16 protein-coding genes are annotated in these 17,138 nt (G+C 63.7%); 8 read left to right on the top strand and 8 right to left on the bottom strand.

The genetic code is table 11. The features are described 5' to 3' along the window. The first annotated feature begins 62 nt into the window (after positions 1-62). The 4 genes from ACEN84_RS25200 to larB are packed head-to-tail and all read left to right on the top strand — an operon-like array spanning position 63 to position 3,715. Positions 63-971 (top strand): NAD(P)-dependent oxidoreductase, encoded by a 909-nt coding sequence (locus tag ACEN84_RS25200; RefSeq protein ID WP_413712085.1) that lies wholly within the window; start codon positions 63-65, stop codon positions 969-971. After that, positions 916-2,274 (top strand): LarC family nickel insertion protein, encoded by a 1,359-nt coding sequence (locus tag ACEN84_RS25195; protein ID WP_413712084.1) that lies wholly within the window; start codon positions 916-918, stop codon positions 2,272-2,274. Before ACEN84_RS25200 ends, ACEN84_RS25195 begins: the two co-directional genes overlap by 56 nt. Further along, complete coding sequence (locus tag ACEN84_RS25190) at positions 2,271-3,053, top strand: adenine nucleotide alpha hydrolase (RefSeq protein WP_413712083.1); 783 nt, start codon at positions 2,271-2,273, stop codon at positions 3,051-3,053. The genes ACEN84_RS25195 and ACEN84_RS25190 overlap by 4 nt, the downstream gene beginning before the upstream one ends. Beyond that, the gene (gene larB, locus ACEN84_RS25185; RefSeq protein WP_413712082.1) at positions 3,050-3,715 is read left to right on the top strand and encodes a nickel pincer cofactor biosynthesis protein LarB; all 666 of its coding nucleotides are present in this window, start codon (positions 3,050-3,052) and stop codon (positions 3,713-3,715) included. The genes ACEN84_RS25190 and larB overlap by 4 nt, the downstream gene beginning before the upstream one ends. Positions 3,716-3,748: 33 nt before the next feature. Here larB and ACEN84_RS25180 read toward each other — a convergent pair whose 3' ends face one another. From ACEN84_RS25180 to ACEN84_RS25165, 4 genes are read right to left on the bottom strand one after another with little or no spacing between them, the layout of a single operon-like run. After that, on the bottom strand, positions 3,749-4,594 hold the full coding sequence (locus tag ACEN84_RS25180) for a fumarylacetoacetate hydrolase family protein (RefSeq protein WP_413712081.1): 846 nt from the start codon (positions 4,592-4,594) through the stop codon (positions 3,749-3,751). Between the two features lie 28 nt (positions 4,595-4,622). Continuing rightward, complete coding sequence (locus tag ACEN84_RS25175) at positions 4,623-5,366, bottom strand: SDR family oxidoreductase (protein WP_130280529.1); 744 nt, start codon at positions 5,364-5,366, stop codon at positions 4,623-4,625. Between the two features lie 17 nt (positions 5,367-5,383). Beyond that, a complete protein-coding gene (locus tag ACEN84_RS25170) occupies positions 5,384-6,103 on the bottom strand; it encodes a FadR/GntR family transcriptional regulator (protein WP_112714795.1) in 720 nt (239 codons plus the stop codon). Positions 6,104-6,106: 3 nt separating this feature from the next. Further along, positions 6,107-7,552: an FAD-binding oxidoreductase gene (locus tag ACEN84_RS25165; protein ID WP_413712080.1), complete on the bottom strand. Its 1,446-nt coding sequence runs from the start codon at positions 7,550-7,552 to the stop codon at positions 6,107-6,109. Between the two features lie 161 nt (positions 7,553-7,713). Between ACEN84_RS25165 and gloA the strand changes: the two genes are divergently transcribed. After that, the gene (gene gloA / locus ACEN84_RS25160; protein WP_112714791.1) at positions 7,714-8,127 is read left to right on the top strand and encodes a lactoylglutathione lyase; all 414 of its coding nucleotides are present in this window, start codon (positions 7,714-7,716) and stop codon (positions 8,125-8,127) included. A gap of 62 nt (positions 8,128-8,189) precedes the next feature. Here gloA and ACEN84_RS25155 read toward each other — a convergent pair whose 3' ends face one another. From ACEN84_RS25155 to ACEN84_RS25140, 4 genes are all read right to left on the bottom strand, one after another. Then, positions 8,190-9,152: an ABC transporter permease gene (locus ACEN84_RS25155; protein ID WP_413712079.1), complete on the bottom strand. Its 963-nt coding sequence runs from the start codon at positions 9,150-9,152 to the stop codon at positions 8,190-8,192. A gap of 10 nt (positions 9,153-9,162) precedes the next feature. Beyond that, a complete protein-coding gene (locus ACEN84_RS25150; RefSeq protein WP_413712078.1) occupies positions 9,163-10,665 on the bottom strand; it encodes a sugar ABC transporter ATP-binding protein in 1,503 nt (500 codons plus the stop codon). Between the two features lie 5 nt (positions 10,666-10,670). Continuing rightward, a complete protein-coding gene (locus ACEN84_RS25145; protein ID WP_354541106.1) occupies positions 10,671-11,711 on the bottom strand; it encodes an ABC transporter permease in 1,041 nt (346 codons plus the stop codon). 112 nt (positions 11,712-11,823) lie between these two features. Then, entirely contained in the window at positions 11,824-12,903 is a 1,080-nt protein-coding gene (locus ACEN84_RS25140) for a sugar ABC transporter substrate-binding protein (protein WP_130280521.1), read from the bottom strand. Positions 12,904-13,124: 221 nt separating this feature from the next. Between ACEN84_RS25140 and ACEN84_RS25135 the strand changes: the two genes are divergently transcribed. From ACEN84_RS25135 to ACEN84_RS25125, 3 genes are read left to right on the top strand one after another with little or no spacing between them, the layout of a single operon-like run. Then, entirely contained in the window at positions 13,125-14,735 is a 1,611-nt protein-coding gene (locus ACEN84_RS25135) for a GMC family oxidoreductase (RefSeq protein ID WP_413712077.1), read from the top strand. 26 nt (positions 14,736-14,761) lie between these two features. Further along, positions 14,762-16,030 (top strand): glycerate kinase, encoded by a 1,269-nt coding sequence (locus tag ACEN84_RS25130; protein ID WP_413712076.1) that lies wholly within the window; start codon positions 14,762-14,764, stop codon positions 16,028-16,030. A gap of 11 nt (positions 16,031-16,041) precedes the next feature. Beyond that, a complete protein-coding gene (locus tag ACEN84_RS25125; protein WP_413712075.1) occupies positions 16,042-17,130 on the top strand; it encodes a lactonase family protein in 1,089 nt (362 codons plus the stop codon). Positions 17,131-17,138 lie beyond the last annotated feature (8 nt).

Here is a 17,138-nt window from a genome sequence, read left to right as displayed (position 1 = left end):
CATACCACTAGAAAAAGCAAAAGCCCGCATACCGGGATACCGAAACCAACCGGGAGGAAAGCATGAAAGAGAAAATCGGGTTCATCGGTCTCGGCGCCATGGGCTCCGGCATGGCCGCCAACCTTCTGAGCAAGGGCTGGCCGCTGACCGTGATGGCGCATCGCAGACGCGAAGCCGTGGAGGCGCTGAAGGCGCAGGGCGCCAGCGAAGCGGCGACGCCCAGGGAATTGGCACAGGCATCCGACGTGGTGATCCTGTGCGTCACCGGATCGGAGGAGGTCCAGCAACTGCTGTCGGGTGCGGATGGCCTGCTTGCCTCCGGCAAGCGGATGCTGCTGATCGACTGCTCGACATCCAACCCGGCCGTGACGATCAGGCTTGCCGCCGAGCTTTCGGAGCAGGGCATCACGCTCGTCGATGCGCCGCTCGCCCGCACGCCGAAGGAAGCGGCGGAGGGCAAGCTGGATGTGATGGCGGGTGGATCTGCCGATGGTATTGCCCGCGCCCGACCGATCCTCGAAGCCTTCGCCGCCCGCATCATCGAGACCGGTCCCGCCGGAACGGGACATACGATGAAGCTTCTGAACAACTTCGTGTCGATGGGCTATTCGGCAATCTATTCCGAAGCGCTGATGATCGCCGCCAAGGCGGGGTTGACACCAGAGGTTTTCGACAGCGTGCTGCGCGGCAGCCGCATGGATTGCGGCTTCTACCAGGCCTTCTTCGAATTCGTTTTGAACCGCAACGAGAACGCCCAGCGTTTCGCGATGGCCAATGCACTGAAGGACATGTCCTACCTCGCCTCGCTCGCCCAGGCACTGCAGGCGGTCAACCCGGTCGGTGCAGCCGTGCGCAACAGCTTTGCAACCGCAGTCGCCGCCGGCCAGGGGCAATCCTTCGTACCGGCGCTCTCGGATGTCATCGCGGCGGCGAACGGCGTGTCGCTCACCGCCCACAGGACCGGAAAATAGGGACGGAAACGTGCTCGAAATTCACCTCGATCCGGTGGGCGGTATTGCAGGCGACATGTTCGTCGCCGCCCTTCTCGATTTTCGGCCAGACCTGCAGGAAGGCCTGCAGGCGACAATACTGCTTTGCCCGCTGATCGAGCGCGTCGATTGCGCGCTTGTTGCCCATGACGACGGCATCCTCACCGGCCGCCGCTTCATTGTGAGCCATCGCGATCATGGGCCTGACCACGCGCATGATCACGGCCACGGGCATCATCACCACCATCATGGCCATCATCACCATGAACATGAAGCCCACGATCACGGCACGGATCACCACACACGCGGCCACGTAGCCTGGCGGACGATCCGCGATGCTCTGGCACATTCGTCCCTCGATGCCGAAACCATACGCCATGCCACCGGCATCTTCGGAAAGCTCGCCGAGGCCGAGGGGCGGGTGCATGGGAAAGCGCCTGACGACGTGACGTTCCACGAAGTCGGCGCCTGGGATTCCATTGCCGATATCGTCGCCGCCGGATGGCTGATCGGCCAGGTCGGCGCGACCGGCTGGACCGTCGGCCCCATTCCGCTCGGCAGCGGCCGGGTGAAGACCGCGCACGGGCTTCTTCCTGTCCCGGCACCGGCGACCGTTCACCTGCTCCAGGGCTTCGATGTCATCGACGACGGCATTGCCGGCGAGCGGGTGACGCCGACCGGTGCGGCAATCCTCGCCTATCTCTGCGAGAAGCCGGCGGCTCCCGGGCGCAGGGCTTTGAAGGCTTCGAGCCACGGTTTCGGCAGCAAGCGGCTGGCGGGCGTCAGCAACTGCCTGCGGCTGCTCGCCTTCGAGCGGCGGGAAAACGCAGCTATCAGCGAGGAGACAATCGCAGTCCTCGAATGCGAGATCGACGACCAGACCGGCGAGGACATCGCCCAGGCGATCGACAGGTTGCGCAGCCAGGACGGCGTGCGCGATGTCATCCAGGCGCCAGTGTTCGGCAAGAAGGGCCGGATGATGACGCATCTGCGCGTGCTTGTCGACCCGGCCGCAAAGGAAGAGGTCGCCAATGCCATCCTCGACGAGACGACGACGATCGGCCTGCGGCTTTCGACGGCGGCGCGCATGACGCTGCGCCGCGAAAAAGAAACCGTCGAGCACGGCGGCCAGGTCTTTGCCTTCAAGTTGGTCGAGCGCCCGTCCGGGCGAAGTGCCAAGCTCGAAGCCGATACGCTGGCCTCGACGTCGGGTGCGGCCGCCCGTAACGGGTTGCGCCGATTGCTGGAAGGACTGCTGAAGCAGAAGAGGGGAGATCTGCTGTGAGAGACGCGCTCGACACGGTGCTCGACACGCTGGGCGACGTCTCGATCGCCGTCAGCGGCGGCATCGACTCGCTGACGCTGGCGACGATCGCCGTCCAGCGCCTGGGCGCCGGGCGTGCCGGCATCATGCACGCCGTTTCGCCGGCCGTGCCGCCGGAGGCGACGGAGCGGGTGCGGATGCTCGCCGACAAAGAAGGCTGGGAACTGCAGCTGATCGATGCCGGCGAATTCTCCGACCCCGATTACATCGCCAACCCCCTCAATCGCTGCTTCTTCTGCAAGGGCAATCTCTACGGCGCCATCACCGCACGGACCACCCGGCAGGTGCTGTCGGGCACCAATCTGGACGATCTCGGCGAATACCGGCCGGGCCTTGATGCCGCCCGCAATTTCTCTGTCAGGCATCCCTTCGTGGAGGCCGGGATCGGCAAGGCCGATGTGCGGCGTCTCGCGCGCGAGGCTGGTCTCGGAGACCTGTCGGAACTGCCGGCTTCGCCTTGCCTTTCCAGCCGGATCGAGACATCGATCGCCATCGACGCCGGAACGCTGGCGGCGGTGCATCGCATCGAGACTTTCCTCACCCAGGCGATCAGCCCGAAGACCGTCCGCTGCCGCATCCGCCGCAACGGCGTCGTCATCGAACTGGATCCCGGCAGCCTTCAGCGCACAGGGGACATGGGCGCCGTTATCAGCGAGATGCTGCCTGAAGCCTATCAGGATAGGCCGGTGACCTTCGAGCCCTACCGCAACGGCAGCGCCTTCATCGGTGCACGGCCATGAGCAGCACCGATACCGTCTTCGATTTCACCCGGGCCGAGCGCATCGGTCTCAGCGAAGCCGTCTTCTGCGCCGGGAAATCGCCGCAGCAGATCGCGGGCATTCTCGAAAGCGCAAGTGCGCGTGATGCGAGCCTGCTTCTGACCCGTCTCGATGCGGCAAAACACGATGCACTACCGGCGCATCTCAAGGCACAAACCGACTGGTGCGAGACGTCGAAGACGGCCTATTTCGGACAGCTGCCGCCGCTGTCGCTCACCGGAAAGGTTGCGATCGTTTCAGCGGGAACATCGGATGCCCCGGCAGCGCGCGAGGCCGAACGCACCCTTCGCCACGCCGGCGTCGAGTCCACCTTCATCATCGATGTCGGCGTCGCCGGTCTCTGGCGGCTGATGGACAGAGTCGAGGACATCAGCCGTTTTCCAATCGTCATCGCCGTTGCTGGAATGGATGCGGCGCTCGCAAGCGTCCTTGGCGGCCTCTATGGCGGCGCCCTCATCTGCGTCCCGACCTCTGTCGGCTATGGTGCCGCCGAAGAGGGCCGTACGGCGCTGAATGCGATGCTCGCCAGCTGTGCGCCCGGCCTTCTCGTCACCAATATCGACAATGGCTATGGCGCAGCCTGCGCAGCCCTTCGGCTGCTCAACACCATGCAGCTTCGGTAAGTGGGGAGCCGTAAAGGCGGCTCCCCATTGTCGTCAAGCAGCGTCAACAGTCAGCTGCGTCTGTTCGCCGAGACCCTCGATGCCGAGCTTGATCGTCTGGCCCGCCGTCAGGAAGACCGGCGGCTTCATGCCGAGGCCGACGCCCGGGGGCGTGCCGGTCGAGATGATGTCGCCCGGCTGCAGGCTCATGAATTGCGAGATGTAGTGGACGAGGAAGGAAACGCCGAAGATCATCGTCTTCGTCGAGCCGTTCTGGCGCATCACGCCATCGACGGAGAGCCACATCTTCAGATCCTGCGGATCGGCGACTTCGTCGCGCGTCACCATCCAGGGGCCGATCGGGCCGAAACTGTCGGCCGACTTGCCCTTGGTCCACTGGCCGCCGCGTTCCGCCTGGAATTCGCGCTCCGAGACGTCGTTGATCAGGCAATAGCCGGCGACATGCTTCATCGCATCGGCTTCCGAGACGTAGCGGGCTTCATCGCCGATGACGATGCCGAGCTCGACTTCCCAATCGGTCTTCTTCGACTTGAGGGGAATGATGACATTATCGTTGGGGCCGGTGATGGCGCTCGTCGCCTTCATGAACAGGATCGGCTCTGCGGGAATGGCAGCGCCCGTCTCGGCAGCATGGTCGGCATAGTTCAGGCCGACGCAGATGAACTTGCCGGTGCGCGAAACGCAGGGACCAAGCCGGCCTGGCTCGGCGACGACGGGCAGGCTTTCGATGTCGATGGCAGCGATCTTGGCGAGGCCCGCAGCCGTCAGATTGGCGCCGGCGACGTCATCGATCTGACCGCTCAGGTCTCTCACCTTGCCGTTCCTGTCGAGGATGCCGGGCTTTTCGGCGCCGCGCTGACCGTATCTCAGAAGCTTCATATCGATTATCCGTTCAAGGGGTTTGTCTTCAGGCGTTCGCCCAACCGCCATCGATGACGAGGGCATTGCCGGTCATGAAGGCCGATTCATTGCTGGCGAGGTAGACGACGAGATCGGCGACTTCTTCCGCGGTGCCAAGCCGTCCCATCGGCTGGCGGGCGATGAAGCCAGCCCGCGCCTGATCGTAGTCGCCGAGCGCACGCATACGATCCTGCAGCGACGGGCTTTCGACCGTGCCCGGGCAGATGGCGTTGGCGCGGATGCCCTTGCCGACATAATCGAGCGCCACCGATTTCGTCAGGCCGATGACGGCAGCCTTCGTGGTGCCATAGATGAAGCGGTTCGGTGCGGCGATGACGGTCGAGGCGACCGAGGCCATGTTGACGATCGAGCCGCCACCGCGCTCGATCATGCCCGGCAGGAAGGCCCGGATCATCCGGTACATGGCGCGGATGTTCAGGTTGACGGAAAAGTCGAAGGCGTCCTCGTCGCAATCGAGGATCGAACCGTGATGGACGAAGCCGGCGCAGTTGAAGAGGATATCGGGGGCACCGATCTCACCGGCAAAGGCGGTAATTTCGGCCGGGTTCAGCACATCGAGCTTGCGCGTCGTCACACCGGCATGTTCGTTCAGCGTTTCAAGCTTGGCAGCGTCGATATCGGTCGCCCAGACACGGGCGCCCTCACGCAGGAAGGCCAGCACCGTGGCACGCCCCATCCCCTGCCCGGCCGCCGTGACGACGGCCGTCTTTCCCTCAAGTCTTCCAGTCATGTCTGATCCTCAACAGATTACTCGGATTGTTCTCCGGCAAGACCGACGCGGCTTGCGGCGCCATGGAGATGGTCGCGCATCGCATCGCGGGCTTCGTCACCATCGCCTGCCTCGATCGCATCGAGGATACGCTGGTGTTCGCCGAGCGTGACGGCTGCCAGGTCTTCCGAGCGCTGCTGGTTGCCCGATGCGAGAATGGATTCGCGCACCCGCTCGGAAACGAACATCAGGAACTGCACCATGTAGACATTGCCGGTCGCCGCAGCGACGGTCTTGTGGAATTCGAGATCGGTCTTCAGCCACATGACGCTGCCATAAGGCGCATCGCGCATGGTCACCAGCGCCTCCTTCATGGCGCTGAGATCGTCGGCAGTCCGCCGCTTGGCGGCAAGGGCTGCGGCCTCGACTTCGAGGATGCCGCGAAGCTCGAAGAGCGACTGGAAGGCGTTCGCCTGCTGCAGCGCCTCGTAATCGATGGTCAGCACGGTGGCGTTCGGCTGATCGGCGACGAAGGCGCCGCGGCCCTGCTGAGACCAGATGCGCCCCTCGGAGCGCAAGCGCGCGATGGCCTCACGCACGACATTGCGGCTGACGCCGAATGTCTGCGCAAGCTGCTGTTCGGTCGGAAGCTGATCGCCCGGCCGCAGACGCCCTTGGGCGATCTCGCGCGAGATCGAGCTCGCGACCAGCGTCGACAGATGCGGCCCCCGATTGACCTTGTCGAGTTTCAACGTCATTCCCTACCCCTCTGCACTGCCTGCTGCACTTGCCAATATACGCCCCTCGCTCAACAGATGCTTCGGGTCGAATGCATCCTTGATCCGGCGCGAAAGTTCCAGCGTCAAGGGGTCGGCGCGCTTCAGGAAGGCGCTCTGCTTGACGCGGCCGATGCCGTGCTCGGCGCTGATCGAGCCGCCATGCTTGTCCGTCACGTCGAAGATCACCTCTTCCGTCGCGTGAAAGAGAGCATCGTACTGATCGGCAGGCATGCCGACGGGCGGCACGATGTTCAGATGAATATTGCCGTCGCCGACATGGCCGTAGGTCACCGCGATCGCTTCCGGGTACTTGCTCGACAACGCGTCCAGCGTGTCAGTCACGAATTCCGCGAGGCTCGAAATGGAAACGGACACATCCGTCCTGAGATATCGTCCGCCACGCCCTTGCGCCTCCACCATCATTTCACGCAGCAGCCAGAGGCGGTCGCCCTGTGCCTTGCTGCTTGCTATGACGCCGTCGAGGACGAGATCGGATGCATCGGCGAGGAAACCTTCGAGCAGAGCCCGGAGATCGACACGCCCGGCTGCCGACGCCTCGATCAGCACATAGACGGGATAGGGCTCGCTCAGCGGATCGGGCAGGTCGTCCCGGGAGTTGATGGCGATCTCCAGACCGCCGCGCAGGATCAGTTCGAACGCAGTCAGGAGATCGCTGCACTGGCGGCGCGCCCGCGCATAGAGCTGCATCGCGTCATCGACGGAGGAGAGGCCGACGAGCGCCGTCTCCACCTGTTCCGGCTTCGGAAACACTTTTAGCGCCACAGCAGTGACGATGCCGAGCGTGCCCTCGCTGCCGATGAAAAGCTGCTTCAGATCATAACCGCGATTGTCCTTGCGCAGCGTCCTGAGGCCATTCCAGATGCGGCCATCGGCGAGCACGACCTCAAGGCCGAGAACCAGATCGCGGGTCATGCCGTAGCGCAGCACGTTGAAACCACCGGCATTGGTCGAGACATTGCCGCCGATGCGGCAGGTCCCCTGTGCGCCAAAAGTGATCGGCAGGATACAGTCCTTCGCCTCGGCATGGCGCTTGGCATCTTCGAGAATGCAGCCGGCATCGACGATCATGGCGAAATCGATCGGATTGACCGAGCGCACCTTGTTCATCCGCTCCAGCGAGACGACCACTTCGCCGCCCGGGTAACTGGCAACCGCCGCGCCGACGAGACCGGTCAATCCGCCCTGGGGAACGACGTGGATTTTCTCTTGGTGACAGAAGGCCATCAGCTGGCTGAGCTCTTCGGCCGAACGAGGCCGCGCAACCGCCAGCGGGCGGCCGTAATGCTCGCCGGACCAGTCACGGCTATAGCGCTCGAGTGCCTCGCCATCCGTCAGCAACAGGTCTGCCGGCATGGCGGCAGCGAGGGCGGCGAGCGCTCTTTCCTGCAGGGGCGAATGGGCATTCATGCGGTTGCTCCGGTTCAGCGGGAAAACATCTGGACAATTGGGTCACTTACATGGTTATCATACAACACTGGTTTCGAACATCAAGTGCAGGGTTACTTTCCGCTGCTCGCCATTCGCTAAAAACCAGTGTAAAATCGATAACTTGCAGGAGGATCCGTATTATGACCGCAGCGTCCGGCCAATTTCGAAATATGCACACCATGATCCGCGTGTTCGACCTCGACAGGTCGATCAAGTTCTACACGGAACTGCTCGGGATGACGCTTCTGCGCAAGGATGACTATCCGGGCGGAAAGTTCACCAACGCCTTCGTCGGTTACGGTCCGGAGGAGACCGACACCGTCATCGAACTGACCTATAACTGGGGCCGCGAAGAGCCCTACGAACTCGGCACCGGCTTCGGCCACCTGGCGCTCGGCGTCAACGACATCTACGCCGTCTGCGCCGCGCTCGAAAAGCAGGGCGCCAAGATCCCGCGCCCGCCGGGCCCGATGATGCACGGCACGACCCATATCGCCTTCATCGAAGACCCCGATGGCTACAAGATCGAGCTGATCGGCCTCGACACGATGTAACGGCCGGTCTGTTTTCGGAGAGCCGCGCCCCTGGGCGCGGCTTTTTTTGTTGAGAGCCATCCTCATTTGATGATCGCAATCTTGCTGCGGTCGATGGTGATGGCGACAGCGAGGATCAGCACCGAACCGAAGACGACGTTTTCGGCAAAGATATTGATGCCGATGAAGGTCATGCCGATGCGCACGATCGAGATGATCAGCGCGCCGACCGCCGTTCGCGCCACACCGCCGAGGCCGCCGGTGATGGCGGTACCGCCAACGATGACGGCAGCGATCGCCGGCAGGAGCAGCTGGTTGGCGAGATTCGGCGAGCCGCTGGAAAGACGGGCGGCAAGGATGCAGCCGGCAATCGCCGCCAGCATGCCCGAGATCGCAAAAGCGACGATCTTGGTGCGCTCGACATTGATGCCCGCCGCAATCGCCGCAGGCTCACCGGCACCGATCGCCAGACTGTGGCGGCCGAAGCGGGTATAGCGCAGGCCGACAAAGGCCAGGATGCCAATGACGGCGGCAATCCAGATGACGGTCGGAAGACCGGCAAAATTGCCGTTGATCCAGGCCGTGTTTTCACGGCCACCCTCTTCGATGGTGATCGCCCGTCCAGCCGCGGCCCAGAGCGCGATACCGGCAACGACGCCACCAGTCGCCAAGGTAGCGACGAAGGATGGCACCTTCAGCCGAACATGGACGTAGCCGCTGAGCACGCCGAAGATGAGGCCCGACAGGATCGCGACCGGGAAGGCGAGCATACCGATCTGCGGCAAGAGCTGCGCCAGGATGACGCTCGAGAGCGATGCCACCGACTGGATCGACAGATCGATGCCACCGATCAGGATGACGAAGGTCACGCCCGCGGCGAGGATGAAAAGCACTGCCGTGTTCGACAGGAGCAGGATCAGCGTATCACCGGTGAGGAAGCCCGGCGCCGCCACCTCGATGACCAGCACCAGCACGACGAGCAGCGCCGGCGGAATGGCGCCCTGCATCCAGCCTGCCGTGAGAAGGGATTTGATGTCCTTGAACATGATTGCCTCCTCACACCATTGCCGCAACGAGATCGACCTGATCCGGTTTGGCACCCGGAGCCGCATCGAAATGAGCGGTCACCGCACCGTCGCGCATCACCAGCACGCGATGCGACAGGCCGATCGTTTCTTCCAGCGTGTCCGATATCAAAAGGATCGCGACGCCTTCCGAGGAAAGCTGCCGGACGAGCTCGTAGACCTCTTCCTTGGCGCCGACATCGAGGCCGCGGGTCGGATGATCGAGGATCAGGATCCGTGATCCTGCCGTCATCCAGCGCGCCAGCACCACCTTCTGCTGGTTGCCGCCCGAGAGCTTACGGCAGGCAATATCCGGTCCCGGCGCCTTGATGCGCAGCCGCTTGATCCAGTCGGCGGCGAGCTTGCGTTCACGCCGGTAATCGATCGCGCCGCCGCGCATGACGGAGGAGAGATCGGCAAGGCTGATATTTTCGGCGATCGACAGGAACATCACCAGCCCCTCGACGCGCCGTTCGCGGGGGATATAGCCGATGCTCTTGCGCACCGCCTGCTCCGGCGAACGGAAATGCACCGGCTCGCCATTGATCTTAAGCGTACCGGCCGTATGCGTCAGGAAGCCGCCGATCGCCCGCGTCACCTCTTCGCGGCCGGAGCCGACGACGCCGGCAATGCCGACGATCTCGCCAGCACGGATCTGCAGGTCGACATCGTGGAATGCGCCGTCGATCGACAGCCTGCTGGCATCGACGACGATCTCGCTTTTCGGCGGCAGCTGCTTGTCTTCCTTGTAATAGGTCGATTGCAGCCCGCGGCCGACCATGATCTCGTGAAGCTCGGGACCGGTAACATCGGCGGCCCGATGCTCGGCCACCACCTGGCCGTCCTTCATCGTGTAGACGCGGTCGGAGATGCGCAGCACTTCATCCAGGCGGTGCGAGACGAAGACGAAGCTTGCCCGCGATTTCAGAGAGCGCACCCGCTTGAAGAGCACGTCGATATCGCTACCGCTCAAGACCGATGTTGGCTCGTCGAGCAGGATGACGAGCGGGCGCGAGACAGTCTCTTCCAGCGTCAGCGCCTTGGCGAGCTCGACCATCTGGCGGGCCGCGAAGGTCAGTTCCGAGGTCCGCGCCGTGACATCGATATCGACGCCGATCTTTTCGAGCTGGCGGCGGGCGGCGGCGCGCATCGCCTTCCAGTCCATGATGCCGAAGCGGACGAACTGGTCTTCCTGGCCGAGATAGATGTTTTCGGCGACCGAGAGGTTGAGAAGCAGGGACTGTTCCTGAAACACCATGCCGATGCCGTGGGCCGCGCCATCGCGCGCATTGCGCAGCTTCAACGGCTGCCCGTCGAGCATGAGCGTGCCGCCATCGGGCTGGTGCGTTCCGGCGAGGATCCGCATCAGCGTCGATTTACCGGCACCATTTTCGCCGATGAGGCCAACGACCTCGTTCGGGCGGATTTCAAGCGAGACGTTCTTCAATGCGTGAACGCCGGCGAAGGATTTGCTGATTTCGTTGGCTGACAACATGGCGGTCACTTCACGATCTGGAGGCGCAGGCGGTCGAGCGACAGCGCAACGGCGGCGATGATCATCAGGCCCTGCACGGTCTGCTGCACATAGGGCGAGACGCCGAGCAGGATCATGCCGTTGCTGAGCACGGTGACGATCAGCACGCCGACCAGCGTGTTGATGACCCCGCCTTCACCGCCGGTCAGCGCCGTTCCGCCGACGACGACGGCGGTCACGGCGGCAAACAGGCGGCCATCGGCGATGACGGCATCCGAGCGGCCAAGCTGGGCGGCAGCCAGCACGCCGGCAACGCCGAAGAAGAAGCCGGCGAGCCCGAAGGCCATGATGCGGACACGGCGCAGATTGATGCCCGAAAGCTCGGCCACATCCTCACCGCCGCCGATCGCCATGATGTGGCGTCCAAGGCGGGTGTAATATTGAACCGTGCAGGCAATCAGGAAGGCGGCAAGCGCCACCCAGACTGCCACCGGCAATCCGAGAAAGCGCGCCAGCGCCAGATCGCGGATCGACGGATCCATCAGACGCACGGCCGAACCGCCGAGCATATAGACAGAGATCCCGAGCCCGATGAACCAGACGCCGAGCGTCGCCATGAAGGACGGGATCCTCAGGAACGTCTGGATGATGCCGGTCGTGAAGCCCATCAGCGTGCTGGCAGCGATGGCGGCGATCACGGCGAGCCAGCCATAGGCATTGGCATTCGCATCATTGGTGGCCAGCAGCACGGTGACCATTGCGGCCACCGACAGCGATCCCTCGACCGAAAGATCGATGCTGCCGAGCAGGATGATGAAGGTGAGCCCCATGGCAAGCGTCAGCGGCACCGCGGCGGAATTGGCGATGCGCACGAGATTGCGCGGCTCGATGAAGTTGGGATTGGCGATGGTGATCAGAATGCAGAGTGCGATCAGCACCAATGCCGGGGCATAGGCGCGCAAGCGCTTGCGATCGAGCCCGCCGAACAGGCGGCTTCCAACAGTCGGCATGTCACCTGCCTGTTCGCTTTTGGTCATAGTCTTGATGTTTTCGGCATTGATGGTCAACAGACTGCACCTCGCTGCGTCATCCGAAGTTGCTGGCAGGCGCGGAAAGCGCCCGCCAGCGAGGAGGCAACCGCGGAGGAGCCGCTGGCTGCGGGAGGAGACACACTGCCGCTTAGGCGCGGATCGCACCCGTGACGCGGCCCCACAGGTCGTTCCAGTCCAGTGTCGGATGGGAGTCGATGTTGGTCTTGTAGTATTCCTCGACATTCTCCTTCGCGATCAGCACGGCCTTGCCGTAGAATTCGCGATGGTCGGCCGGCTCCTTGGCCGGGTCGAACTTCTTCTGGAGCGCGGCGAGACCGATCGCCAGGCCCATGCCGCCCTGCCAGAACGGATCGGACGTCACGGTGCAGGCGAACTCGCCCTTGCGCACCGCATCGACCGCAGCCTTGATGCCGTCGACGCCGACGACCGGGACCTTGCCCGCGAGGTTTTCAGCGCGCAGCGCCTCGAGTGCGCCGGTGCCCATGTCGTCATTGGCGGCCCAGATGCCCTTCACGTCGTCGCCGAAGCGGGTCAGCAGGTTGCTCGTCAGGTCATAGGCTTCTGAAGACTTCCAGTTCGCCACCTGGAAATCCAGGAGCTTGATGTTGGTGTTAGCCGCCAGCGCGTCTTCCAGGCCCTTCTTGCGTTCGATCGCCGCGGTGTTGGAGATCTGGCCGCCGAGCGCGATGATGCCGCCGGAGCCGCCGATCGACTTGAAGAGGATTTCGGCGATCTGCTTGCCGCTGGAAATGCCGTCAAACTCGATATGCGAGACGTAGTTCGGGTTGAAGTCCTTCGGATGCAGGTCCGCCGGCTTGTTCCACTGGGTCACGACATAGGCGCCGGCCTTGGCGCAGGCCTCGACGATCGGGCGCGCATCCGGCGTATCGTTCGGGTCGGAATTCAGCACCATGTTGCCGCCGGTCTTGGCGAGCATGGCCTTGATGTCGGCAATGCCCTTTTCGCTGTTGCCTTCGGAAACCAGCGTGACGTGGTCGAGGCCGATGGCGGAGGCGAAGGCCTCGGCACCAGTCTTCCAGACCGCATGATACGGATTGGAAAGCGAGCGGATAGACGTGACAAGCGTCGGCTTGTCGGCGGCGAAGAGCTGCTTGGGCAGCGCTGCGACGGTTGCGCCCGCCGCGACGGTTGCCAGAAACGATCTGCGGTTCATGCTGCCGAAATGCGAATTTATCTTATCGATCATTCGAAAACCTCCCGTTGAATGACGAAGATGGCGATGCCGTCCTTCTTTCCCCGGCACCGCGATCTGAAGCAACGTCGTCATAGCATTTGTACGACAACCCTTCAAGACGATAACCGTACCCTTTCTCTTGACGAGGGGCAAGAGACTTGAGATTGTGATCGCGAATTGATGCCGCGGCAACGAGGAGCGCCCGGCATCACATGCATTTTACGGAGGAGAGAATGCCCGATTACATCATCGTCGGGGGCGGCTCGGCGGGATGCGTGCTTGCTGCGCGCCTGAGCGAAGACCCTGATGTTTCCGTGACCCTGCTGGAAGCCGGCCCGCGCGACAGCAATATGTATATCCATCTCCCCGTAGGCTTCTTCAAGATGACGGCCGGCCCGCTGATCTGGGGCTATGAGACGGTGGCAGGGCGCGAGATCGCCGGGCGCAAGATGGTCTATCCGCAAGCCCGCGTGCTCGGCGGCGGCAGCTCGATCAACGCACAGGTCTTCACCCGCGGCTGCCCCGAGGATTACGACGGCTGGCGCGACCTCGAGGGATGCGCTGGCTGGGGCTACGAGGATGTGCGCCCCTATTTCCGGAAATCAGAAGGCAATGACACCTTCGGCGGCGCTCACCACGGCACCGAAGGACCGCTCGGCGTCAGCTCGCAGAACCCGCATCCACTGACGCGCGTCTTCGTGCGCGCCGCGCAGGAAGCCGGTCTTCCCTTCAATCCCGATTTCAATGCCGGATCGCAGGCAGGCGCCGGTTTCTATCAGACAACGACGAAAAATGGGCGCCGTAGCAGCACCGCCGTCGGCTATCTGAAGCCCGCTGCACATCGCAGGAACCTGACGGTGCGCACCGATACCGCCGTCAACAGGATCGTCATCGAGAATGGCTGCGCTGTCGGCATCGAGATCATCGAGAACGGCCGGGCGGTGCTGTTAAGGGCCGAGCGCGAAGTCATCCTGACATCGGGCGCCATCGGTTCGCCGAAGATGCTGATGCTCTCGGGCCTCGGCCCCGCCGACGAGCTGCGGGCGCTCGATATCGACGTCGTCAGGGATCTGCCGCAGGTCGGCAAGAACCTGCAGGACCACATGGATGTCGACGTCCTCGCCGAACTCAGCGGCTCGCACGGCATCGACCGCTACAAGAAGCGTCACTGGCAGGTCGCGGCCGGGATCGAGTACGCCCTGTTCGGCAAGGGGCCGGCGGCCTCCAACATCGTCGAGGGCGGCGGCTTCTGGTGGGGCGACAAGGCCGAGAAGACCCCGGATCTGCAGTTCCACTTCCTGCCGGGCGCAGGCGTCGAGGAGGGAATCGGCGGCGTGCCCGGCGGCAATGGCTGCACGCTGAATTCCTATCACGTGCGGCCGCGCTCGCGCGGGACGGTAACTCTGCGCTCGAAGGATCCATCCGTCCCTCCGGCGATCGATCCGAACGCCTTCGCCGAACCCTACGATCTGGAACGCGCCGTCGACGGCATCAAGATCTGCCAGGAGATCCTCTCCCAGCCGGCCTTCCGGCCCTTCGTCAGACGGCTGCATCTGCCTGACGGCAATATCCGCACGCAGGAGGAATACCGGCAATTCGCCCGGCAATACGGCCGCTCGGCCTATCACCCCGTCGGCACATGCCGCATGGGCGGTGGCGAGGATGCTGTCGTCGATCCGGATCTCAAGGTGCGCGGCATCGATCGGCTCCGGGTCTGCGACAGTTCCGTCATGCCGCGGCTGATCTCGTCGAACACCAATGCCGCCACCATCATGATTGCCGAGAAAGCGGCCGATATTCTCAAAGGCGTCTTGCAGCGGCAGCCGCAGCACGATTACGCATAGTAATGACATCAAGCGCAGATCATTCCATGACCCATTCCATCTCCTCGCCGCGTGAATTCCTTGCTTCGCTTTTCCACGCCGCCGTCAAGGCCGCCGACCCGCTGACGGGGATCAGGGCGCATTTGCCGGAAAAGCCGAAGGGCAAAACGGTGGTGATCGGCGCAGGCAAGGGCGCAGCGCAGATGGCGCGGGCATTGGAGAGCCTCTGGGACGGCCCGCTCGAAGGCGTCGTCGTCACTCGCTACGGCTACGGGTGCGAGACAGAGCATGTCGAGATCATCGAGGCATCGCATCCGGTTCCCGATGCCGCCGGTCTCACCGCATCAAAGCGGCTGCTCGAAACGGTCCGGGACCTGACGGCCGATGACCTCGTTATCGCACTGGTCTGCGGCGGCGGTTCGGCGCTGCTGCCATCGCCGCCGGAGGGACTGACGCTCGACGACGAGATTGCGCTGAACGAGATGCTGTTGGCATCCGGCGCGCCGATCTCGGCGATGAATGTCGTGCGCAAGCATCTCTCGATGATCAAGGGTGGCCGTCTCGCCGCCGCGACCAAGGCCCGCATCGTCAGCCTCATCGTCTCGGACATTCCGGGCGACAACCCGGCCCATGTCGCGTCAGGCCCGACCGTCCCCGATCGCTCGACCCGGCACGAGGCGCTGGAGATTATCACGCAATACGGACTGAAGCTGCCGCAGGCGGCGCTCGACCATCTGAATTCGGAGAGGGCAGACGCGCCGCTGCCTGACGATCCGGCCTTTGCCCGCAACAGCCACCATATCATTGCTTCCGCAGGCGTTTCGCTGGAAGCCGCTGCCGCGCTCGCGCGCGAACAGGGTATCGAAGCCGCGATCCTGTCTGACGCGATCGAGGGAGAGTCCCGCGACGTTGCGCTCGTCCATGCAGCCATCGCCAAGGAAGTGCTCGGCCGCAACCGCCCGTTCGCCAAACCCGTCGTCATCCTCTCCGGCGGCGAGACGACGGTGACGCTGCGCGCCAAGGGCGGCAAGGGTGGCCGCAACGGCGAATTCGCGCTCGCCGCCGCCCTCGCGCTCGACGGCCACGACATCCACCTGCTCGCTGCCGACACCGACGGCATCGACGGATCGGAGAACAATGCCGGCGCCTTCGCCGATGGCGGCACTGTCAAGCGCCTGCGCGGCGCCGGTCTCGACCCGCGCCGCGTGCTCGACGGCAATGACAGCTATAGCGGCTTCAAGGCGATCGGCGACCTCTTCGAGACAGGCCCGACCGGGACCAATGTCAACGATTTCAGAGCCATCCTGATCCTGTAAGGCGACCCGCCATGAAACATCTGCTCTTCATCGGCACGCTCAACCAGCCGACCTCCTATTTCGAAGGCGCCAATGGCGATGGCCTCTCGGTCCATCTCTTCGATGACGAGACCCTGACCGCCGAGCGGCTGGCTTCCGCACCGCAGATCGTCAATCCGACCTTCCTCTCGCCGACGCCGGACGGTAGCCTCGTCTATGCCAATTCCGAGATCGAGGGCTGGTACGAGGGTTTGGTCACTGCCCTGTCCTTCGACAGGAAGACCGGACGCCTTGATCACCTCAACATGCAGCCTTCGCTTGGCGCAACGACGGCGCATAACGCGATTTCCCGGGATGGACGGCATCTCTTCGTCGTCAATTACGCGATGGGTGCGGGTGGCCCGGATCAGGCACTGGTCGCCTTCGAACGCCGGGCAGACGGCTCGTTGGCGCCCGGCCGCATCAGCGCCGCGCAATCCGGCACCGGCCCCAATGCCTCCCGACAGGAACGCAGCCATCCGCACAGCGTCACCGAGATTGCGCCCAATCTGCTGCTGGTCGCCGATCTCGGCACCGACAGGCTGACGGTCTACAGCCTGGAAAGCGGGCAACTCGAAAAGATCAGCGAGACCGCCACACGGCCAGGCGCCGGACCGCGCCATGCCGCGCTGCATCAGTCCGGGCGCTTCGTCTTCGTCATCAACGAACTCGACTCGACGGTGGCAAGCTACCGGATCGGCGCAGGCGGGAAGTCACTCAAAGAGATCGGCGTCTATCCGACCGTTCCCGATCAGGCCGCTGCCGCAAACCACGCCTCCGACCTGCAGATTTCGCCTGACGGACGGTTTCTCTACGGCGCCAATCGCGGCCATGACAGCATCGCAGTCTTCGCGGTCGATGCTGAAACCGGCAGGCTCTCGCCAATGGGTCAGGTCCCCTGCGGTGGCCGGACGCCGCGCAATCTCGCGATCGCCCCGCAAGGCGGCCACCTGCTTTGTGCCAATCAGGACAGCGACGTCGTCAGCATCTTTGCCCGCGATGCGGAAACCGGATCGCTGGTTGACAGCGGCAAGACCATTCGCATCGGCACGCCGATGTGCCTGCGTTTCGCCAGGGCCTGAGCGGTGGC

This window comes from Rhizobium sp. Rhizsp82, assembly GCF_047325115.1.
Taxonomy (GTDB): domain Bacteria; phylum Pseudomonadota; class Alphaproteobacteria; order Rhizobiales; family Rhizobiaceae; genus Rhizobium.
This window is presented reverse-complemented; position numbering and strand designations above follow the sequence as displayed.

Excerpts from the sequence above, each read along its gene's own strand:
- ACEN84_RS25135 (WP_413712077.1), top strand. The coding sequence starts at position 13,125 with ATGCCCGATTACATCATCGTCGGGGGCGGCTCGGCGGGATGCGTGCTT.
- ACEN84_RS25130 (WP_413712076.1), top strand. The coding sequence starts at position 14,762 with ATGACCCATTCCATCTCCTCGCCGCGTGAATTCCTTGCTTCGCTTTTC.
- ACEN84_RS25195 (WP_413712084.1), top strand. The coding sequence starts at position 916 with ATGTCATCGCGGCGGCGAACGGCGTGTCGCTCACCGCCCACAGGACCG.
- ACEN84_RS25175 (WP_130280529.1), bottom strand. The coding sequence starts at position 5,366 with ATGACTGGAAGACTTGAGGGAAAGACGGCCGTCGTCACGGCGGCCGGG.
- ACEN84_RS25180 (WP_413712081.1), bottom strand. The coding sequence starts at position 4,594 with ATGAAGCTTCTGAGATACGGTCAGCGCGGCGCCGAAAAGCCCGGCATC.
- ACEN84_RS25165 (WP_413712080.1), bottom strand. The coding sequence starts at position 7,552 with ATGAATGCCCATTCGCCCCTGCAGGAAAGAGCGCTCGCCGCCCTCGCT.
- ACEN84_RS25200 (WP_413712085.1), top strand. The coding sequence starts at position 63 with ATGAAAGAGAAAATCGGGTTCATCGGTCTCGGCGCCATGGGCTCCGGC.
- ACEN84_RS25140 (WP_130280521.1), bottom strand. The coding sequence starts at position 12,903 with ATGATCGATAAGATAAATTCGCATTTCGGCAGCATGAACCGCAGATCG.
- ACEN84_RS25125 (WP_413712075.1), top strand. The coding sequence starts at position 16,042 with ATGAAACATCTGCTCTTCATCGGCACGCTCAACCAGCCGACCTCCTAT.
- larB (WP_413712082.1), top strand. The coding sequence starts at position 3,050 with ATGAGCAGCACCGATACCGTCTTCGATTTCACCCGGGCCGAGCGCATC.
- ACEN84_RS25170 (WP_112714795.1), bottom strand. The coding sequence starts at position 6,103 with ATGACGTTGAAACTCGACAAGGTCAATCGGGGGCCGCATCTGTCGACG.
- ACEN84_RS25155 (WP_413712079.1), bottom strand. The coding sequence starts at position 9,152 with ATGTTCAAGGACATCAAATCCCTTCTCACGGCAGGCTGGATGCAGGGC.
- ACEN84_RS25150 (WP_413712078.1), bottom strand. The coding sequence starts at position 10,665 with ATGTTGTCAGCCAACGAAATCAGCAAATCCTTCGCCGGCGTTCACGCA.
- gloA (WP_112714791.1), top strand. The coding sequence starts at position 7,714 with ATGACCGCAGCGTCCGGCCAATTTCGAAATATGCACACCATGATCCGC.